Origin of the sequence: Actinomadura sp. 6N118, from assembly GCF_044326415.1 — a bacterium.
Classification (GTDB): domain Bacteria; phylum Actinomycetota; class Actinomycetes; order Streptosporangiales; family Streptosporangiaceae; genus Spirillospora.
Map to the genome: position 1 here is coordinate 154734 of NZ_JBIRAZ010000016.1, position 18011 is coordinate 172744.

General features: G+C 68.7%; 19 protein-coding genes. 9 read left to right on the forward strand and 10 right to left on the reverse strand.

Features of this window, described 5'->3' with window-relative positions; all coding sequences use genetic code 11:
- Positions 1-27: 27 nt before the first annotated feature.
- The 3 genes from ACH34W_RS35895 (at position 28) to ACH34W_RS35905 (ending at position 2718) form a co-directional block, all read left to right on the forward strand.
- Positions 28-978, forward strand: a complete 951-nt coding sequence (locus ACH34W_RS35895; RefSeq protein WP_395965610.1) for a DUF6177 family protein — start codon at positions 28-30, stop codon at positions 976-978.
- Positions 979-1335: 357 nt separating this feature from the next.
- A complete protein-coding gene (locus tag ACH34W_RS35900) occupies positions 1336-2157 on the forward strand; it encodes a hypothetical protein (RefSeq protein ID WP_395965611.1) in 822 nt (273 codons plus the stop codon).
- A gap of 117 nt (positions 2158-2274) precedes the next feature.
- Positions 2275-2718 (forward strand): MarR family winged helix-turn-helix transcriptional regulator, encoded by a 444-nt coding sequence (locus tag ACH34W_RS35905; RefSeq protein WP_395965612.1) that lies wholly within the window; start codon positions 2275-2277, stop codon positions 2716-2718.
- Between the two features lie 42 nt (positions 2719-2760).
- Here the strand turns inward: ACH34W_RS35905 and ACH34W_RS35910 are convergent, their stop codons facing one another.
- Positions 2761-3201 carry a hypothetical protein gene (locus ACH34W_RS35910; protein WP_151561473.1) on the reverse strand — a complete coding sequence of 147 codons (441 nt, stop codon included), beginning with the start codon at positions 3199-3201 and terminating at the stop codon, positions 2761-2763.
- Entirely contained in the window at positions 3198-4805 is a 1608-nt protein-coding gene (locus ACH34W_RS35915; protein WP_395965613.1) for a hypothetical protein, read from the reverse strand. Before ACH34W_RS35915 ends, ACH34W_RS35910 begins: the two co-directional genes overlap by 4 nt.
- 181 nt (positions 4806-4986) lie before the next feature.
- On the opposite strand from ACH34W_RS35915, the gene ACH34W_RS35920 reads away from it, so the two are divergent.
- On the forward strand, positions 4987-5457 hold the full coding sequence (locus ACH34W_RS35920) for a YbaB/EbfC family nucleoid-associated protein (protein WP_395965614.1): 471 nt from the start codon (positions 4987-4989) through the stop codon (positions 5455-5457).
- A 13-nt stretch (positions 5458-5470) separates the two neighbouring features.
- On the opposite strand, the gene ACH34W_RS35925 is transcribed toward ACH34W_RS35920, so the two are convergent.
- A complete protein-coding gene (locus tag ACH34W_RS35925; RefSeq protein ID WP_395965615.1) occupies positions 5471-6313 on the reverse strand; it encodes a hypothetical protein in 843 nt (280 codons plus the stop codon).
- Between the two features lie 129 nt (positions 6314-6442).
- On the opposite strand from ACH34W_RS35925, the gene ACH34W_RS35930 reads away from it, so the two are divergent.
- From ACH34W_RS35930 to ACH34W_RS35945, 4 genes are read left to right on the forward strand one after another with little or no spacing between them, the layout of a single operon-like run.
- Positions 6443-6772, forward strand: coding sequence for a WXG100 family type VII secretion target (locus ACH34W_RS35930; protein WP_395965616.1), 330 nt, complete (start codon positions 6443-6445; stop codon positions 6770-6772).
- Between the two features lie 6 nt (positions 6773-6778).
- Complete coding sequence (locus ACH34W_RS35935; protein WP_395965617.1) at positions 6779-7270, forward strand: hypothetical protein; 492 nt, start codon at positions 6779-6781, stop codon at positions 7268-7270.
- A gap of 17 nt (positions 7271-7287) precedes the next feature.
- Positions 7288-11067, forward strand: a complete 3780-nt coding sequence (locus ACH34W_RS35940) for an RHS repeat-associated core domain-containing protein (protein WP_395965618.1) — start codon at positions 7288-7290, stop codon at positions 11065-11067.
- Positions 11068-11074: 7 nt separating this feature from the next.
- Entirely contained in the window at positions 11075-11551 is a 477-nt protein-coding gene (locus ACH34W_RS35945) for a hypothetical protein (RefSeq protein WP_395965619.1), read from the forward strand.
- Positions 11552-11582: 31 nt separating this feature from the next.
- Here ACH34W_RS35945 and ACH34W_RS35950 read toward each other — a convergent pair whose 3' ends face one another.
- The 5 genes from ACH34W_RS35950 to ACH34W_RS35970 all read right to left on the reverse strand — a co-directional run bounded on the left by ACH34W_RS35950 (position 11583) and on the right by ACH34W_RS35970 (position 16671).
- The gene (locus tag ACH34W_RS35950; protein WP_395965620.1) at positions 11583-13856 is read right to left on the reverse strand and encodes a hypothetical protein; all 2274 of its coding nucleotides are present in this window, start codon (positions 13854-13856) and stop codon (positions 11583-11585) included.
- 141 nt (positions 13857-13997) lie between these two features.
- A complete protein-coding gene (locus tag ACH34W_RS35955; RefSeq protein WP_395965621.1) occupies positions 13998-14858 on the reverse strand; it encodes a nucleic acid/nucleotide deaminase domain-containing protein in 861 nt (286 codons plus the stop codon).
- A 45-nt stretch (positions 14859-14903) separates the two neighbouring features.
- Entirely contained in the window at positions 14904-15551 is a 648-nt protein-coding gene (locus ACH34W_RS35960) for an SUKH-4 family immunity protein (RefSeq protein ID WP_395965622.1), read from the reverse strand.
- Positions 15552-15563: 12 nt separating this feature from the next.
- Entirely contained in the window at positions 15564-16187 is a 624-nt protein-coding gene (locus tag ACH34W_RS35965) for a nucleic acid/nucleotide deaminase domain-containing protein (protein WP_395965623.1), read from the reverse strand.
- Positions 16180-16671 (reverse strand): hypothetical protein, encoded by a 492-nt coding sequence (locus ACH34W_RS35970; protein ID WP_395965624.1) that lies wholly within the window; start codon positions 16669-16671, stop codon positions 16180-16182. The genes ACH34W_RS35965 and ACH34W_RS35970 overlap by 8 nt, the downstream gene beginning before the upstream one ends.
- Before the next feature lie 153 nt (positions 16672-16824).
- Here ACH34W_RS35970 and ACH34W_RS35975 point away from each other — a divergent pair, with 153 nt between their 5' ends.
- The gene (locus ACH34W_RS35975) at positions 16825-17157 is read left to right on the forward strand and encodes a hypothetical protein (protein WP_395965625.1); all 333 of its coding nucleotides are present in this window, start codon (positions 16825-16827) and stop codon (positions 17155-17157) included.
- Between the two features lie 91 nt (positions 17158-17248).
- Here the strand turns inward: ACH34W_RS35975 and ACH34W_RS35980 are convergent, their stop codons facing one another.
- Together ACH34W_RS35980 and ACH34W_RS35985 are read right to left on the reverse strand one after the other, a co-directional pair.
- A complete protein-coding gene (locus ACH34W_RS35980; protein ID WP_395965626.1) occupies positions 17249-17371 on the reverse strand; it encodes a hypothetical protein in 123 nt (40 codons plus the stop codon).
- Positions 17372-17577: 206 nt separating this feature from the next.
- On the reverse strand, positions 17578-17979 hold the full coding sequence (locus tag ACH34W_RS35985) for a hypothetical protein (RefSeq protein ID WP_395965627.1): 402 nt from the start codon (positions 17977-17979) through the stop codon (positions 17578-17580).
- Positions 17980-18011 lie beyond the last annotated feature (32 nt).

Below are 18011 nucleotides of genomic sequence, written 5' to 3' on the forward strand. Positions count from 1 at the left end.
TCGATCCCCACTAGACTCGGTCACAGGATGAGCACTGTCGACGCGCTGACCGATCAGGCCATGGTCGTACTGCAGGACCGGCCTGTGGTCGCGCTGCACCCATGGCTGGCCGAGGCCATCGATGCCAGCGCCGATTCCGGACGCATCTTGCAATTGGTCACACCCCTGGACTCGCGCCTGTCCCTGCCCCTCCGGACCGCCGCCGCCGGGACCGGGGTGCAGTGGGTCGTGCGCGACGGGAACGGCTATTACGAGGGCCTGACGGGGCGTCCCCTGCATTGGGGCGGCGGCGCGTTCACCCCGGTGCCCGAGGCGCGCGACTACGCGCCCGGCTTCACCAGCCGGCCGAGCGCGCCGATCGGAGCGCAGCTCACCCTCGTCTACCGCATGCGGCACGGCGGCGAAGGCGATCTCGGCGGTCCGGTCGAACGGCTCCTGCAGTTGCTCACCGGCAAGACCCCAGCGGGCTGGGGCCCGGCGGAGCCGCTGGAGCACCGCTGGCAGAACGACCGGTTCACCGAATACGTGCGGGGCCGTTCGAGCGCCCGCCTCATCGTCGGGGGCGACGGCCCGCGCGCCGCGCAGGCCATCTGCGAATACTCCGCGAGCGGTGCGGGCGGGGTCGCCGAAGTGAGCACTGTCACAGTCGGTTACGCCCCCGAAGACCCGCCACCGCTCCAGCACCTGCCGTCGCTGGTCGGCGGGATGGCGGCCGACCAGCCCGTCTCCTCGCTCTTCGTCCAGCTCACGCCCGGCCGCGCCGACCTCACCACCGAGCCGCGCTGGACCGGCGCGCCCGCCCCCGTGGCCCTCGCGGTGAGCGGCCACGTGACCGGCCCGACCGGCGTTCCGGGCCAGCAGGTCGGGCCGCCGCGCACTCCGCTGACCCTTTTCCCGCTGGGCGACGGCCGTTCGCCGGACGGCTGGCAGCGCCACCGCCACCTGATGCAACACCTGCAGTCGGGCAGCCAGGCGTAGGGACCGCACCGAGCGACTCCGCAATTACGGAGTGCCTTCTCCTCGGGTCCTGTCCACTCTGTCTTGTCGCTGTCCGTCCACAATCTGGACGTGGCCTCGTACGGCCCATCAAGATCGACGCTAAACGTGGACCAAAGGCGTCGTTCCCTGTGCTTGCCGCCGACGGCGAATAAGGCCCTTTCCCAGTCGCTGGCCGAGCCTGGCCTCCACGTGAGCTGAGCGTTTCCTATAAGTAAGCCACTCGGAAAGACGTTCCACGCTGTGAGATGAACGATCTCTGGTGTGCCCTAGGCTGGGTCCTCGGTAGTCTTGCCCGACCTTCTATGCTTATTTCATGACTACCGGCCTGGAGCAGTGATGAACCCTCCTGAATGGCCTGGCCAGAACCCCCCGCCCGGCCAGCCGGGATTTCCTCCGCAAGGCCCGATGCAGGGCCCTCCGCCCTATGGACAGCCGCCGCCCTACGGTCCCGGCCCTGGCGGTTTCCCGCCGCCGATGCCGCCGCAGCGCCCGCCGAGCGGTGGCGGCCCGCTGATCCCGCTGCTGATCATCGGGGCGGTCCTCGTCGTGATCGTCGCCGCCGTGGGCGCGTTCGTCGTGCTGAGCGATGACGACAAGAGGGACGAGCCCATCACACTGTCGCCGACGTCCAGTTCTCCTCTCGCGCCCACGGCGTCGCAGTCGGCCACCACCCAGGACCTGAGCACCATCCTCAAGCCCACGGTGACCACCGCCGGCGGGAGCACCTTCACCCGTGCCGGCGGCATCCGTTCTGGCAGCTGCGTCAGCCGCGCCGGTGCGGAGCTGCAGAAGGCGCTGCGGGCCAACTCCTGCACCCAGGACATGCAGTCCGCGCTCTACGCCAACCCGTCCCGCACGGTCGTCACCGTGGTCTCGATCCTGCGCTTCGCCGACTCGTCGGCCGCCGCCGCGGTCAACGACGACACCAGCGAGGGCGCCGACCCGACGCTGCTCCTGCCGCCGTCGGGCAGCGGCCTGCCGACCCTGTCCCGCAACCCCAGCTCCTGGACCCGGAGCTGGACCCGCGGCCAGTTCGTCGTCTACTCGCAGGGCTACTGGGCGAGCGGCAGCGACGCGGGCGAGCGCAACGGCACCGTCTACAACACCTCCGGCGAGCTCGGCATCGAGATCTCCAACGTCATCAGCTGGTCAAACTAGACACCTGAACCGAACGAGCGGCGCCCGCCACCCAGCGGGCGCCGTTTCGCTTCTCGGCCAGCGCCGTTTCGTGTACTGGCGATGATTCGTGGGCTGCACCAACATAGACTGTCGCGCATGACTGACGAGACGCCGTCGCGGTTGATGGAGCTGCCGACCTGGCTGATCAGCCAGACGTCCGTGCAGGCCCACCGGTTGCTTTCGGAGGCGTTCGCCGCCATCGACTCCCGTGGCTACCACTATCGCCTGCTGGCAGCGCTGGAGGAGTTCGGGCCCGCCAGCCAGGCGACGCTGGGCCGCCGCACCGGGATCGACCGCAGCGACGTGGTGGCGGCGCTCAACGATCTCGCCGACCGCGGGCTCATCGAACGTTCGCCCGACCCTTCGGACCGGCGCCGCAACATCGTCACGGTCACGCCGGCCGGGAGCGAGCAGTTCCGGCGGCTCGACAAGGTGCTGGCCGGCGTCCAAGACGACCTGCTCGCGCCGCTGTCGTCCGCCGAACGCGACCAGCTCGCCGAGCTGCTGGCACGCGTCCTCGCACACCACGGTGCCAAGTGAACCCCGCACCACGGCGGCAAGTGAAGTTCCGCCCGCGGCGGGTTAGCTCTGGATCACTCCGCCGGAGTAGGAGGCGGCCCCGCCGGTTGGCTGGTCGGTGGCCTTCCAGCTGCGGACCTGGGCCTCGGGGGCGCCGTCCGGATAGACCGTCCCGCCGACCCAGTGCACAAGGGCCTCGGCGAACTTGCGTGCGACCCGCTCGGCGTCCGGCACGTCGGCGACGACGCGTACGTCGACCCACCACACCGGGGCCGGAGCGCGGGCACCGAACTCGGGGCCGAGCAGGCGCCCGACCTCGCCCGGCACCGCGACGAGCACCGGGTCCTCGATCGAGACCAGCAGCCGCCGGTCGGCGTCGAACAACAACGTCGGCTTGGGGTCGCCGCCGCGGATGTGCACGGCCTCGCCCAGCGCCACCATGCCGTCGATGACGGCGTGCACATCGGGCTGCCGCCGGGCCAGCACGACCAGGTCGCAGCTCACCGGGCCACCCCCGGCATGCCGAGCGCACGCCCGAACGCCTCGTACGCCACCCGGTCGACGGCCGACCGCGTCGCTTCACCGATCCTGCTCAGGTCGAGCGCAGCCCCCGCCGCCACGTGCCGGTCGTACGGCACGCGGACGACCGGCAGCCCCCAGGCGCCGAGCATCTGGGTCGCGCGTTCGAGGTCTGCACCGACTTGGGGAGCATGCATCACCATCGCGATCACCGTACGGGACATGAGCGCCTGCTGGCCGCTGTTCGCGAACCACTCCAGCGCACCGCGCGCGCTCAGCGCGCCGTCGACCGTGCCGGGCGTGACGAGCACCAGGCCATGCGTGGTGGACAGGATGCCCCGATGCAGCTCGGTCAGGATGCCGGCGCCACAGTCGATCACCGCGGTGGAGATGTAGCGGGCGAGTGAGGAGAGCGCGGCCTGGAAGGTCTCCAGGTTGAACTCGCCGGCGATCCGTCCACCCCGGGTGGAGGACAACACCCACAGGCCATCGTTCGTGCGCATCAGGTACTGCACGGCCTCTTCGAACGTCCGCGGCTGCTGCGCCGCCAGGTCGAACAACGAGAGCTCCGAACGGACCCCGAGGCGCAGCGGCAACGAGCCCAGCTCCGCGTCGGCGTCCATGGCGAGCACCCGGTCGGTGCGGTGCCGCGCCAGCTGCGTCGCCAGCATCGCGGCCATGGTGGTCTTGCCCGCCCCGCCGCGGACACTGGCCACGGCGAGCTGGCGGTAGCTCGACACCGGACGCTGCAACAGCTCGATGATCTCGGCTTGGGTCTTCACTCCCGCGGAACCGGAGGCTCCGACGGCCTTGCGCATGCCACGCCCGACCCGGCGCATCAAGGGGTCACCGTGGACGTTCTTGCGGACGAACTCGTTGGCCATGGGCACGCCACCCGCGGCGTGCTGCGGATTCGCCGCGGAAGCGGCATGCGGAGCCGCGGGACCGGACGAGGCGGCGGGCTGGTCGTACGAACCGCTCGAGTGTCCCTGCTCGGGCTCCTCCTCGGAGACGGCACCGGGCGCGCCGGGTGCGCCCGGTGCGCCCGGTGCCTGACCGCTCAGGACCGGGGAGATGGCCGCGTCCCAGCTGAACTCCTCGTTGACGAGCGGCGCGGCCAGCGCCTCCTCGGCGGGCTCGGTCTCCGCCTCGGGATGCGGCTCGTACGTCTGTGGCTCGTGGGTCTGCGGCTCGTACGTCTGCGGCTGGGAGGCGTGCGCCTGCTGCGGAATCGGAGCGGCATGCGGCTGCGGGGCGGGATGCGGCTGGGAGACGGGCGGAGCTGAAGGTGTCACGGGCGGGACCGGACCGGTCCCTTGGACCATCGCCGGGTCGTTCTCCGGCAGTACCGGCCCTGTGCCCTGAATCACCGCGGGCCCGGTGCCCTGGATCACATCCGGCTGTCCGGTGCCGGGGATCACCGCCGGCGCGGCCATCGGCTGGGCGGGCTCGGGGGCAGGCTGTGGCGCGGCCTCCGCGCCCCAGGCACCCTGCGCGGTGCCCTCTGAAGTGGGCTCGAGCGTTGCGAGCCCACGTTGGGACGCGCCAAGTTCACGCAGTACGGCGTGCTGCCAGCTCGAGTCGGACACCTGCCTCCCTTTCCTCTCTCGCAAGCCTACGAGACGCTGGGTATCCCCGGGTCCCCTCTGCGCCGCTGACACTCGCAACCCATGATGATTACAGGCGTGGCGTGCCGCGCCATACCCCCGCCGTCCGGAATCTCGTTATTCTCCCTACAGGGACTGTTCATGATCATGAAAGGACCGGGGTGTGGCGGACTTCTCGGGCGCGGACCTGGATCGCATGCTGACGGACGCGCGCAAGACCCTTGAGTCGATGCGCAAGGGCGACAGCGCCGGTCAGCCTGCCGCGACGCCCCGTACCTCCGACTCGGGCACGCCCGCGCGCGGTGGCGAGCCGATCGAGGGCGTCGGGCTGGCCGCCGACGGCAGGGTCCGCGCCACGGTCGTGGCCGGCGGGCGGCTCAAGAGCGTCGATATGGACCCGCGCGCCATGCGCCTCGCGTCGGCGGAACTCGGCGAGCAGATCGTGGTCGCGGTGAACGCGGCCCTGGACGACCTCCGGACCAAGGCCGCCGCCGCTCCGACCGACGAGGTGGTCGACACCGCCGCCCTCGGCAAGCAGGTGGAGGAGATCCAGAACCAGAGCCTCCGCCAGATGGAGCTCATCACCCAGGCGCTCAACGACACCATCTCCAAGATCGGCAACACCCGCCGCTGATCCTGGACCGGCGTCAGTTGGACCAGGTGTAGACGTTGGTGAGCTCCGCCTGGAAACGGCGGATGAGAACGTCACCGAGGACCTGCGCCGGACCGCTCCGGGGACCGGCGAGCCGGGCCTCGTTGTTGAACGACTGCCGGATCAGGACGTACTCGCCCACCGACGAGCTCGACCACCAGTGGCCAGGCTCGTTCCCGTACGCGACGCGGATGACCGGCGCGGTGGAGCTGTTGATGCGCCGCGACACCGACCGGGCGGTCGACGAGTCGGGGAACTGGAGGAGCGTCATCTGGACATAGGTGCGCTTGTTCGGCCCCTGGTACATGGCTCCGTACAGGCGGCCCTTGCAGTTCTCCTGCCGGTTCAGCGTGGCCAGCCGCGGCTTGACGCCGGCCGTGCAGCTCTTGTTCCACGAACTGGACTGCAGGTACGTGCCGCTGCTCGTCGAGACCGACCTCGCGAAGAAGGACAGCCCGACCACGGGCTTCCGGGGGATGGAGGGCGTGCTCGGGCGGAACGAGGGCGCGGAGTACGTCGGCGTGGGCACCGAGGTCGGGAACAGCGGCCTGGACCCGGAAATCGTCCTGTCGCGGGAATCGTCATCGCCGTCGGACAGCAGGATGAAGCCGCCGACCCCGCAGCCGCCGAGGACCAGCACGCCCATCAGCAGGATGACCAGGAACGCGGCCGGGTTCGCCTTGTGCCGCGGCGGCCCGCCCGGCATCCCGGGGGGCGGCAGGTAGGGCGGCGGAGCCTGCGCTCCCGGCGGGAAGGACGGATAAACGGGGGGCGGGCCTCCAGGCACACCGGGCTGCGGCGGCGGGTAGGGCCCTCCAGGCGGTGGTGGTGTGCTCAACTTGGCTTCCTCGACAGGGGGGCGGAGACGTTGCGCGTACAATATCGTTCTTTTTTCCACCGTTCCGCACCGTTATGCTCTTTCCATCCCACATGATCAAGCACGGAAGCACCGGATCAGGGGGCGTCGATGACCAACGGCTACACCATCCAGCCGGAGACGTTGCGCACCGCGGCGAGCGGTCTGACCGACGCCGGCGACCGGCTGTCGCAGGAGTGGTCGAACCTGATGTCCACCGTCCAGGGCATGGGTGAACCGTGGGGCGGCGACGACATCGGCATGCTGATCGGCATGTCCTACACGGCGATCCAGGAGCAGGCGAACGAGTCGTTCACCGGAGCCGCTGAGGACATGACCGCCTTCGCGGAGAAGCTGACCGCCGTCGCCGACAACTACGAGAAGGCCGAGCAACAGATGGTCGGCGAGGTCACGTCGATCTCCGCCGCGCTGAACGGCTGACCGCCCATGGGGCTCCAACTACCCGGCGAGCTCATCGGACTACTCGGAATGCTGGGCTACACCTGGCCGGAGGCGGACGAGAGCAAGCTCTTCGAGCTGGGCTCCACCTGGATGAGCTTCTCCGGGACTGTCCAGGGTGTGAGCGCCGACGCCAACAGCGCCGCGCAGCAAGTGTGGTCGGGCAATCAGGGCGAGGACATCCAGGCGTTCCAGAAGGCGTGGGGAGAGGAGGACTCTCCCGCGGCCATCCTGCAGGACGCGGCGACCGGCGCCATGGCCGTGGGCGCCGCGTTCTTCGTTTGCGCAGGCATCGTCCTCGCGCTGAAGATCAGCGTGATCGTTCAGCTGATCATCCTGGCGATCCAGATCGCCCAGGCGATCGCCACCGCACCGGTCACCTTCGGCGCCTCCCTGGCCGAGATCCCCATCTTCAAGACGATCACAGGAATCATCATCGATGTCCTGATCGACCAGGCCATTGGAGCTCTCCTTGGGTAGACGGGCCGGTGGCCGCCGTGGGTAGACGGGGCGGTGGCCGCCGTGGCGGGCGCCGCGGCGGACCCGGCTCAGCCGGTGGCGCGTTCGGCCGGATGGCCGGGCATTCCTTCCGCACCCCCCGCGGCCGTGCCGGCGGTGGCCCGGGCGGGCGAGGACCCGGCGGCAGGGGGCAGTCTCCGGGTGGCCGGAACCGGCCGGGTGGAAACCGGAGCAGGAGCGGTCAGGACCCGCGCGCCACGAGCAGGCAACCGAACGGGCGCACCACGACCAACGACCCGATCGATGTGGTCACCGGCGAGGTCCTCCTCAGCCAGACCGATCTGGATCTGCCCGGCGCCCTCCCGCTGCTCTTGGAGCGCACCCACATCTCCACGTATCGCGACGGCGGCCTGTTCGGGGATTCCTGGGCCTCGACATTGGACCAACGCCTAGAGCTGGATCCGGAAGGCGTATATTTCCTGGCCGCCGATGCGATCACCCTGAAGTATCCCCAGGCGATGTTGCCGAACGTTCAGTTCCGGCCGGTCGAGGGCCCGCAGTGGCCCCTCGTCCTGACCGCGGACGGCGGTTATACGGTCACCGATCCTTACCTCGGCCGCATCCTTCACTTCCCCGCGCCAGGTGAGGAGCTCGGCTGGTCCCGCCTGCCTCTGACCCGTATCAGCGACCGCAATGGCAACCGCATTGACCTGATCTACGAGGACCAGGTCCTTGTGGAGATCCGGCACTCCGGCGGCTACCGGATCGCCGTCGACACCGCCGACGTCGAGGACGCCGACGTGGGGGACGGGGGCCGGCGGCTGATGTCGCTGCGCCTGCTCACCGATGCCGCCGACGGCCAGGCAGAAGGCGTACGGCTCATTCGCTATGGCTACGACGAGAACGGCCGGCTCACCGAAGTGGTCAACTCTTCCGGCCGGCCGCTGCGGTTCAGCTACGACGACGATGGCCGGCTCACCGGCTGGCACGACCGCAACGACTTCTGGTACCGCTACGACTACGACACGGACGGCCGCGCCATCCGCGGTTTCGGCTCTGGCGACTTCCTGAACTCCACCCTCGCGTACTCGCCGGACACCCGGACGACGGTGGTCACCGACGCGCTCGGCCGCCCCACCACCTATCGCTACGACGAGGCGTTCCAGATCATCGCTGAGACGGACTCCCTTGGGGCGACCACCCGGTCCGAGTGGGACCGCTACGACCGCCTGCTCTCGCGCACCGACCCTCTCGGCGCGACTACCCGGTACGGCTACGACGAGCAGGGAAATCTCACCTCCGTCACCAATCCCGACGGAACCCGGCGGACTGCGCGCTACAACGAGTTGAACCTTCCCGTCGAGATCGTCGAGGCGTCCGGGGCGACCTGGCTGCGCACCTGGGACGACCGCGGAAACCTCGTTCAGGGCACTGATCCGTCCGGCGCGGTCACCGCCTATGCCCGAGACGATCAGGGCAACCTGACCGCCCTGACGGACGCGCTCGGTCAGACAACGCACATCGAGTACAACACCGCCGGGCTCCCTGTCACGGTCACCGATCCTCTCGGTTCCAGAGCGCTCTACGCGTACGACGCGTTCGGCAGGATCACCGCCGCAACCGACCCCCTGGGCGGGATCACCCGATTCGGTTGGACGCTCGAAGGGAAACCGGCCTGGCGGACGCTGCCCGACGGCTCGACCGAACACTGGTCGCACGATCCCGAGGGCAACCTGACGTCCTACACCGATGCCGCCGGTCAGGTGACCCGCACGGAAGTGGGTGCGTTTGACGTCCCCACGGCCCAGGTGGGACCGGACGGAGACCGGCTGGAGTTCGCGCACGACGCCGAGTTGCGGCTGACATCCGTTACGAACGAATTGGGCCTGAGCTGGCGGTACGAGTACGACGCGGCCGGCAATCTCGTCAAGGAGACCGACTTCAACGGCCGGCTCGTCGAGTACGCCTACGATGTGGCCGGCCGGCTGACCGAGCGGACGAACGGTGCCGGTCAGACCGTTTCGTTCACCCGTGACGTGACGGGCCGTGTGACAGAACGCAGGGCCGGCGAGGTCGTCACGACCTTCGCCTACGACGCGGACGGGCGTCTGGAACGCGCGGCCGCTCCGGGGGCCGACCTGAGGTTCGAACGTGACCCGCTCGGCAGGGTCATCGCCGAGGTCTGCAACGGGCACGCGGTGACCTCGGGTTATGACGCCGTCGGCCGGCGAACCGTGAGGCGCACCCCGTCTGGCGCCGAGAGCGTCTGGGCCTACGACGCGGCCGGACAGCCGGCCGGGCTCGCCACGGCGGGCCAGTACATCGGCTTCGAGCACGACCACGCCGGGCGCGAGGTCCAGCGCCGGATCGGTGGCGGCGCGGTCCTCTCCCAGCAATGGGACTCCGCCCATCGGCTGACCGCCCAGACCGTGTGGGGAGCCCCCGCAGGGACACCGCAGACCCCGTCCAGCCAGGCACGGCTGCTGCCGCAGACCGCGTCCAGCCAGGCACGGCTACTTCAGCACCGTACATATGCCTATCGCGCCGACGGCGTGGTCACGGCCACTGGGGATCGGCTCACCGGAGACCGCGTTTTCGACCTCGACGCCCGAGGCCGGGTGACGACGGTGAACGCGCGCGGTTGGAGCGAGCACTACGTCTACGACGCGGCAGGCGACCTCATCGAAGCGACCTGGCCCGGACGACAGAGCGAGACCCCCGAAGCCGCCGGCCGGCGCGAGTATTCCGGCACGTTGCTGCGGCAGGCCGGCACCGCCAGATTCGAGTACGACCAGCAAGGCCGCGTCGTGCTTCGCCAGCACACGCGGCTGTCATCGAAGCCGGCGAACTGGCGGTACGAGTGGGACGCCGAGGACCGGCTCGTCGCGGTCCAGACGCCCGACGGTCAGCGCTGGCGCTATCAGTACGACGCTCTGGGCCGGAGGATCGCCAAGCTCAGGATCCTCCCCGACGGAAGCGGAGTGGCCGAACAGCTCGACTTCGTCTGGGACGGGGCCGTCCTCGCCGAACAGGTGCACCGGACGTGGTCTCCGGAACATGGCGCGTACATCGGACGGGGCACCGTCTGGGAGTACGAACCTGAGACACTGAGACCGGTCGCCCAGACTGAGCGAATCCCGGCCAGGGACGCGCCGCAGCAGTGGGTCGATCAGCAGTTCTATGCCATCGTCACCGACCTGGTGGGCACCCCGACTGAACTCATCGCCCCCGAGGGCGACGTCGCGTGGCACCCGATCACGACGTTGTGGGGCGAGCATCTGGCGAGTACGCCTGGTCCCGCTACCTGCCCGCTCAGATTCCCAGGGCAGTACCACGATCCCGAAACCGGGCTGAACTACAACTTCCACCGCTACTACGACGCCAGTACGGCTCGTTACGAGAGCAGCGATCCACTGGGGCTGGCGCCGGCGTTCAATCCCTATGCCTACGTACGCAACCCGCTGGCCGAGATCGACCTGCTCGGCCTCGCCCCGTACTACTCCGCACAGTCACGGCGGCACGTCTACTCGCACGGGCACGCCGCGAACTCCCCACAGATTCCCGGTAAGAGCCGTTTCCGCGTCACCGAGGGCGGCAAGAAGTTCACCGATGAGATCGTCAACCACCCGAATGTGCAGGTGACCCACCAGGCGAACGGACGCGTCAAGTACGAGGTCCCCAACCTGAACCGCGGCTTCACCGGGTGGGATCGGCACGGCAACCGCGTCTACGGTGGCCGCGTCATTGTCGAGGGCCAGAACCCTCCCAGTTGGTCCACGTACGCGCCCGACGAGGTCGTGACCCAGTTCCCGGTATAAAGACCGCATGGACGAGCTCAACCGCTATCTGGACGCCGCACCCGACTACTCCCAGTCGTTCACCGACCGCGTGAGCCGGATGGGCGCAGAGCTCTCCGATGTGCTGTCGACGGACTTGTCGCACGACGATGACATGAACTACAGCGCGGGCCAGAAGCTCGGTCTGCTCCTGCTGCCCAACGGCTCTCCCACCACGGACCCACGAGCGGCCGTCTACTCCTTGGGGATCTGGATCTCATCCAAGGGCCCGCTGTGGACCCGCATGCTGCACTGCAGTCAAGAGGGCGTTCTGGTGTGGCACCCTTGCTCGCTGACCGGGCTCCCAGATCCTGCCCTACTCGCCACCATCAACGACTTCATGCGCGGCAAGGGACTGACCCTCGTGGACGAGGACACCCTCGGCCAGATGGCCGAGGGAAAGGAAACAGAAATGGACGGCGCACCGGCGACCATACGCGACGTCCTCTTCTGCGAAACCTGCTGACCGGATCGCGCCCGACCGGATCGCGCCTACGTCACTCGGTGCCTTCGTAGGGCGGTCCCAGGAGGGAGCCGAAGTCCAGGGTGAGGGCGACGATCCCCTCGGCACCGCCAACGAAGAGCGTGCCGTCGGCGTCCAGGAGCAGGGCGGTGGCCGCGAAACCCAGGCGCAGGAACGCGTCGTTGCCGGTAGCCAGGTCCCAGAGATGGATGTCGCCGTCGTTCCAGCCCACCACGACCACCGGGCGCGAGTCGGCGAGGGCCGCCGTCAGAGCCGTGACCGCGCCCTCCCGGAGGTCAGCGGGGTCGGGCGGCGGGGCCTCGCCGGGGCTCCAGAACCGCACGGCCCCGTCGGCGCCGCCGCTGATGACCAGATGCCCTCCGTACGGCCCGCGCAGGCAGGTCACGGCGGTCACCGGGCCGTCGTGGAGCTTGGTCGTGACCACCGTCGGCGGCCCGTCGTCCAGCAGCCACGACTGCACAGTGCCGTTCCGTTCGCCGAGCAGGAGCCTGGTGATCTCCCGGTCGGCACCGAGCGCGGTGAGCTCCGCCTCCTGGGAGGTGATCAGTGCGTGGACGGCGCCGGGTTGAACAGCGGTCTCGGTGGCCGTGTCGCCCCCGAGGTTGAGCAGGTTGCCGATCTCCTCGGCACGGCTCTGTGCCTTGCGGCGAGTGCTCAACTCCAGGACGCCGTGCGGGTCCAGGTGCATGACGGCGCCGTCGTCGAACGCGACGAGCCCCCACAGCGCAGGAGTGGAGTTGGGGATGCGCCCGATCGGCGACCCGTCTCGCGCGAGGACGTGCAGAGTCCCGTCTGCGGAGGCCGCGAGGAGCGGTGCCGCGCCCTCGCCGGGACCGGACGTCAGCGCGGTGACCGGACCTGTCCAGCGGCCGGCGGCGCGGTCCGCCGACTCGGCGGCGGGGCCTGCCGGCTCGGCGGTGGCGGGGTCCGCCCGCTCGGAGGCGGGGCCTGCCGACTGGCCGGCGGTTGGGTCCGCCGGCCGGGCGGCGGCGGGGTCCGCCGGCCGGGCGGCGGCCCATCGTACGGACCATGGTGAACGGGCCGCATGCGGCGCCAGCCCCTCGGCGAGGGCGTTGTCCTGACGTTGTAGCGCGCAGAGCCGGAGCAGCGCGGCACGTTCAGCGGGCTCCTGCGTGGCGGCCAGCGCCGGGCCGGCGGCATCCCACGCCGCTGCCAGTCGCCGCGTCAGGTCACCGCCGGCAGCTTCGATCACCGCGGTGACCGCGAGCGGGTCCGAATGCACGACGCATCCGAGATCGGCGAGCATCCGGTCAGCGGTACCGGAGGCGACGGCGTGCCGGAGCAGATGCCGGCGCACGTACGCGGTGGACCGGCTCCAATCCGGCATCCCGCTCTGACCCTTGGGCACGCCGCTGTACAGGGCGTAACCGATGGCGTTGCCGATCTGCGCCGCCAGCTGGCCTTGACGCGCCGCCAGGACCCTTTCCCGCAGCACCCGGGCGAGCAGGTAGCGGCCCTCGCTCTGGACGGTCAGCGGCGCCGCGGCGGCGAGCGCCTGCCGAGCGGTCTCCGGATTGCCCGTCAGCGCGGTGGTCCACGCTTCCCACATGGCGCCGTCAATCGGCTCGTACGCCGACGCCAGCGCCTCGATCGCCGGCCTCGCCACGGGCGACACCATCGCGAGCCACCGCCCGGGTACGTCCGGCCCCGCCCCGCAGCGGAGTGCGATCTCGGCCAGACCGGCGTTCGGGAACATCGCGCCGGCGCCGCCCTGATCGACGCGCAGCCACGCCATGAACGCCGCCTGGTCGGTCCACTCCGGCGCGTCCAGATGGATGACCTCGGCAGGAGCGTCGAAGTGGTTGACCGTCTCCGGACGACCGTCCACCAGGAGCCGGATGTGCTGGAGTTCCAGCACCGGATTGAGCAGCGTCTTGATGATCTCCGCGGCGCCGCCGCCGTCACAGCCCACGCCGGACTCGTCCAGCTCACCGATGATCACGGTGGCCCGCCGCCGGTCCGCGGCGATCCGCGCCACCACCTCGCCGGGCTCGCCGCCGGGCAGGGTGAGCTGGTCGGCCAGCGCCCACGCCATCGAACGCGCCGTCATGCCCCGCGCGCCGATCATCCCGTTCACGGCACGATCCGTCACGGCGTCGGCGGCCCCGACCCAGGCGACCAGCCGGCTCTTACCGGCACCCGGCGACCCGGTCACCACGCACAGCCGGGGCCGCAGCAAATCGCCCAGCCACGCTCTGATCGCCGCGGCGGCACGTTCGCGACCCGCACCCACGGGCGGGAGCCGGGGCTCCACAGGGCTGCCCATACGTCCTTCTTCCTCAGGCCAGGCCCGCGCGCACGGTCTGGCCCACTGTCAAATCCCGGCGCGTCCGGCGTCCGGGAGCGTGCTCACGGACGCGTCGGCCGGCACGTTCTGCCAGCGCGTTCTGCCAGCGTGTTCTCAAACTCAACGCCGGCTCGCGGCGTGCTTCATCAGTGCCACCATTCCGGCCTCGCGTTCCTCGGCGGTCGCGCCGTAGTCGAAGCTGTGGGTGAACTCGGCGTTGGTGAACTGGGTGAGCCACATCGCGCAGTAGTTGCCCGGCAGGAAGCAGGGCTCGAGCTCGGTGTAGATCCTGGTCACCTGTGCCGGACGAACGCCTTGGGCCGACAGCCGGGACCAGAGCACCCGTTCCGGATGCGGCAGCCCGACTTGGGCCTGCTCGGTCTCGATCCGCGAACCGCCGCGATCGTCCTCGACTTTGAACGCGGCCGAGAACCGGAAGCTCAGGGCATGCCGGATCTCCTCCAAGACCCGCGGCCACCAGGCCTCGGCATCCTGCAGGGAGGCATCGTCGAGGTCGAGCAGGCGTTGCCGGAGACGGCGGAACACAGCCACGGGGTCCTGGTCACCGGGCGAGGCGATCACGGGCAGGTGCGTGTCCAGGGCGAGGAGCGAGGACACGAAGGCGGTCACGCTGGAGTTGACCCGCATCGGCCGTTCGTCGGCTTTGACGAACACCGCCTCGACAGTGCCCGCCGGACCGACGCAGATCTCCGCTCCGTGATCGGTGCCGAGCCTGCACCACTGCGCCTTGTCCTGCTCGACGTCCGGGAACCCGATGGTCGCGGCGTACTCCCCCAGCGCCAGGGGCTCACCGGACGTGGCCACGAAGTAGGGCCCCACCTGAACGGGCAGCCCGAGCCGGACGAGCTGCTCGGCGGACTCCGGCGAGAGCGCCAGGGCCTGCAGTTCTGTGGGCTCTATCCTCCGCAGCCCTTCGGGGCCGAAATGAGCCGCCACCTGTCGGGCGATGTCCGTCGTCATTCGTCACGTTCCTCAGCGTTCGCGGTCTCCGCCATGTCTACCGTGTCAGCCGGACCACATGCCTCCGGCGATGTCCTCGAACGCCAGGGTCCATGGACCGGCGAAGTCATCGGGGAAGGGCTCGCTGTCCATGTCGCCATGGGTGAACGGAGGCAGCGCGTCGACCGTGAAGGGGGTGCTGTCGACCTCCATCAACTCGGTGGCGATGCGCCGGGCGGTGTCGACGAAGACGTCGATTTCTTCCCGCTGGTCGCCGGGGTCGTCTTCGACGGTCTTGGCGTAACCCTGGCTGTAGTAATAGCGGTCACGCTGGAACACGTACATGAAATAGGCGAGCGAGTCGACTCCGCTGTGCAGCGGCTGTGGCGGCTCGTCCCATTCCGGCAGGAAGAACACGCGGCCGTCGGTGCCGTTGACCGCGAGGTCGCCGCCGAAGAATCCGCCCAGGACGTACCAGTTCGCCGCGTCGCCGGGCATATCCCAGGTCCAGTCGCCGACCTCGGCGTAGCGCTCCGGGAGCGGCTTGAAATGCGGCAGATAGAGGAAGTTGTCGCGGAGGTTCTCCGGCAGGCCCACGTCGATGAGGAAGCGGCGCGTCTCCTCATGGGGCACGCCGTCGGGCAGGGCGCCGAACCGTCGCACCCCGTCGTCACCGAACGCCTCGACCAGTTGCCCCCTGGTCAGATCTGGCACGTTCGCTCACCCCTAGAAGAGTCCCTCACGGTATTTCCTGTGCTGAGTATTGGCCTGATACTTACTGGTCCCATCTATACCATAGTTGAACCTATGGGAGACGTCCGCATCGGGCGCGTGTTTCTTGATCCATTGATCACAATACGAAGAATTGATGTCACACGGAGATCTCTCCGTATAAATTCCCCGAATGTTCTTGGGATCGATTCCGTTGTCCAGCAGATAGTTGCCGCCCATTCGTTCGGAGTGGACGCCATCGCTGTTGGTGACGAGGATGCGTTCCTTGCCGTCGCTGTCGACATATCGGATGGCCGCGTAGTTGTTGCCGCTGGAGTCACCGCGTTCCTGCCGCGATTTCTCGACCGCGTCCATCATCTCCCGATCCTTGGGATCGAGATTCGGGTCGTCGGGATCGAGTTTCCGCGAGGTCACCTTGTCGCCGGGCCCCGGCTTCTGTGACTTCCGGTCGTTCCGCCATCTTTCCCGGGTCTTGGGATCGATGTTCTTGGGATCGAGCCCGAGGACCTTGCCGTCCGGCGAATGTTTGAACCGGAAGAGCTTGCTCCCGGCCTTGCCGAAGATGCCGCCGACCTCGCCCGCGACCTTGCCCGTAGCCCCCTTGCCGCCCTTACCCAAGGAGAGCTCCGATGGCCTGGTCGATCAGGACGTCGATGATGATGCCTGTGATCGTCTTGAAGATGGGGATCTCGAGCAGGGAGGCGCCGAAGGTGACCGGTGCAGTAGCGATCGCCTGGGCGATCTGGATCGCCAGGATGACCAACTGGACGATCACGCTGATCTTCAATGCCAGGACGATGCCCGCGCACACAAAGAACGCAGCCCCCACCGCCATCGCCCCGGTCGCCGCATCCTGCAGGATCGCCGCAGGCGAGTCCTCTTCACCCCAGGCCTTCTGGAACGCCTGGATGTCCTCACCCTGATTACCCGACCACACCTGCTGAGCCGCACTCCCGGCATCCGCAGCCACACCCTGGACCGTCCCCGAAAAACCCATCCAGGTAGAACCCAGCTCAAAAAGCTTGCTCTCGTCCGCTTCCGGCCAGGTATACCCCAACATCCCCAGCAACCCGATCAACTCACCGGGCAGTTGCAGACCCATCGACCACCTCGCCGGCCCAACCTGATCATCGTCCAGTGAAGAGCATAACGGCACAAATACCCCATACGCCGCCCACATGGGCAGTCCGGCAGGGCAACCCCGGCCAACGCGCCCATGAGCGAGGCCCCCGCCTTATCGCCCGGAGCCACGACCATGACCGAAGACGCCCCCACCGACCGGCTCACCAGCGCACGCCAGGTCATGGACGAGTTGGTGGAAATCGTGCACAGCCAGGGCCGACGCACTCTCGGGTCGTATCTCATGCTCCTCGACATCCGGGACTCCCTTGCCGATACGAGCAAGTCTCCGGAGGAGATTCTCACCATCGCCGCCGCCATGGTGGACGCAATTTATTCCGGGCCGCACAATTTCGCGGAATTCTTCGTCGTGCGCGACGACCAAGAGGAGATGATCGCCGCCAACGAACACGTCGAAGAACTCATCGCCCGGCTGCTCGAGGCCGTGCACGGCAAAGGAGAGCGTTGACGTTTCCGTTTCGACCTGCTGGAAGAAGTGCTGATGGAAAGGTCGACAGAGGACGCCTTCCTCAAGGCACTGGCCGAGGCCAAGGCCCCGTTCAGCGGGACTTGGGAGTGAGCATCTGCGGAAGCTCGCCAGAATCCCACATGGCCTGGAGCCGGTCGAGCATCTCCGAACCCTCTTTGTCGCGGATATCGTGCAATTCAGCCGAATCGTCCATGGGGTCCTATGCTCGCGCCGGGCGAGATGGCCGCACAGCCGACGAAGACACTGGTACCGGCGATCGTGGTTGACGGGGCGAACCCACCGGCGGCCATCAAGAGGACTGCTCCCATGCTTCTCATGGGAGAACACAAATAACGCTCGAGCGAAAGGGCATCACAAGGGTGATTACTTTCGCTCGAGCGTTATGTTGCGCTGGCGGGCTCAGCCGCCGGAGCTGGCCTGCTTGGCGCAATCCGCGGCGTCCTTGTTGGCCTTGTCCGCGTCCTTGACGTTCTTGGGCGTCACGCCGAAGTCGCCGGGCTTGGGGTTATCGACCGTGTAACCCCTGGTGCGCATGCAGTTGGCCACCTTGACCAGGTTGGCGAGCTGCTTCTGCTGCGCCGGCGTGAGCTTGCCAGCGCCACCGCCGGTGCCGTTGCCTGCGCCCGTACCGCTACCGGGTGCCACGGTGTTGTTCGGCGTGACGACACCCGGAGCACTCGGCGCCGCGGAGGTCGACGGGCTGCCTGACGCGCCCGCCTTGTCCTTGTCGTCGGAGCCACACGCGCTCACGCTCAGCGCGAGCGCCAGAACGGCCGCAGGCACGACCAACAGCTTCTTCAACGCATTGCCTCTCTGGGGAGCCTGTCCTCTGA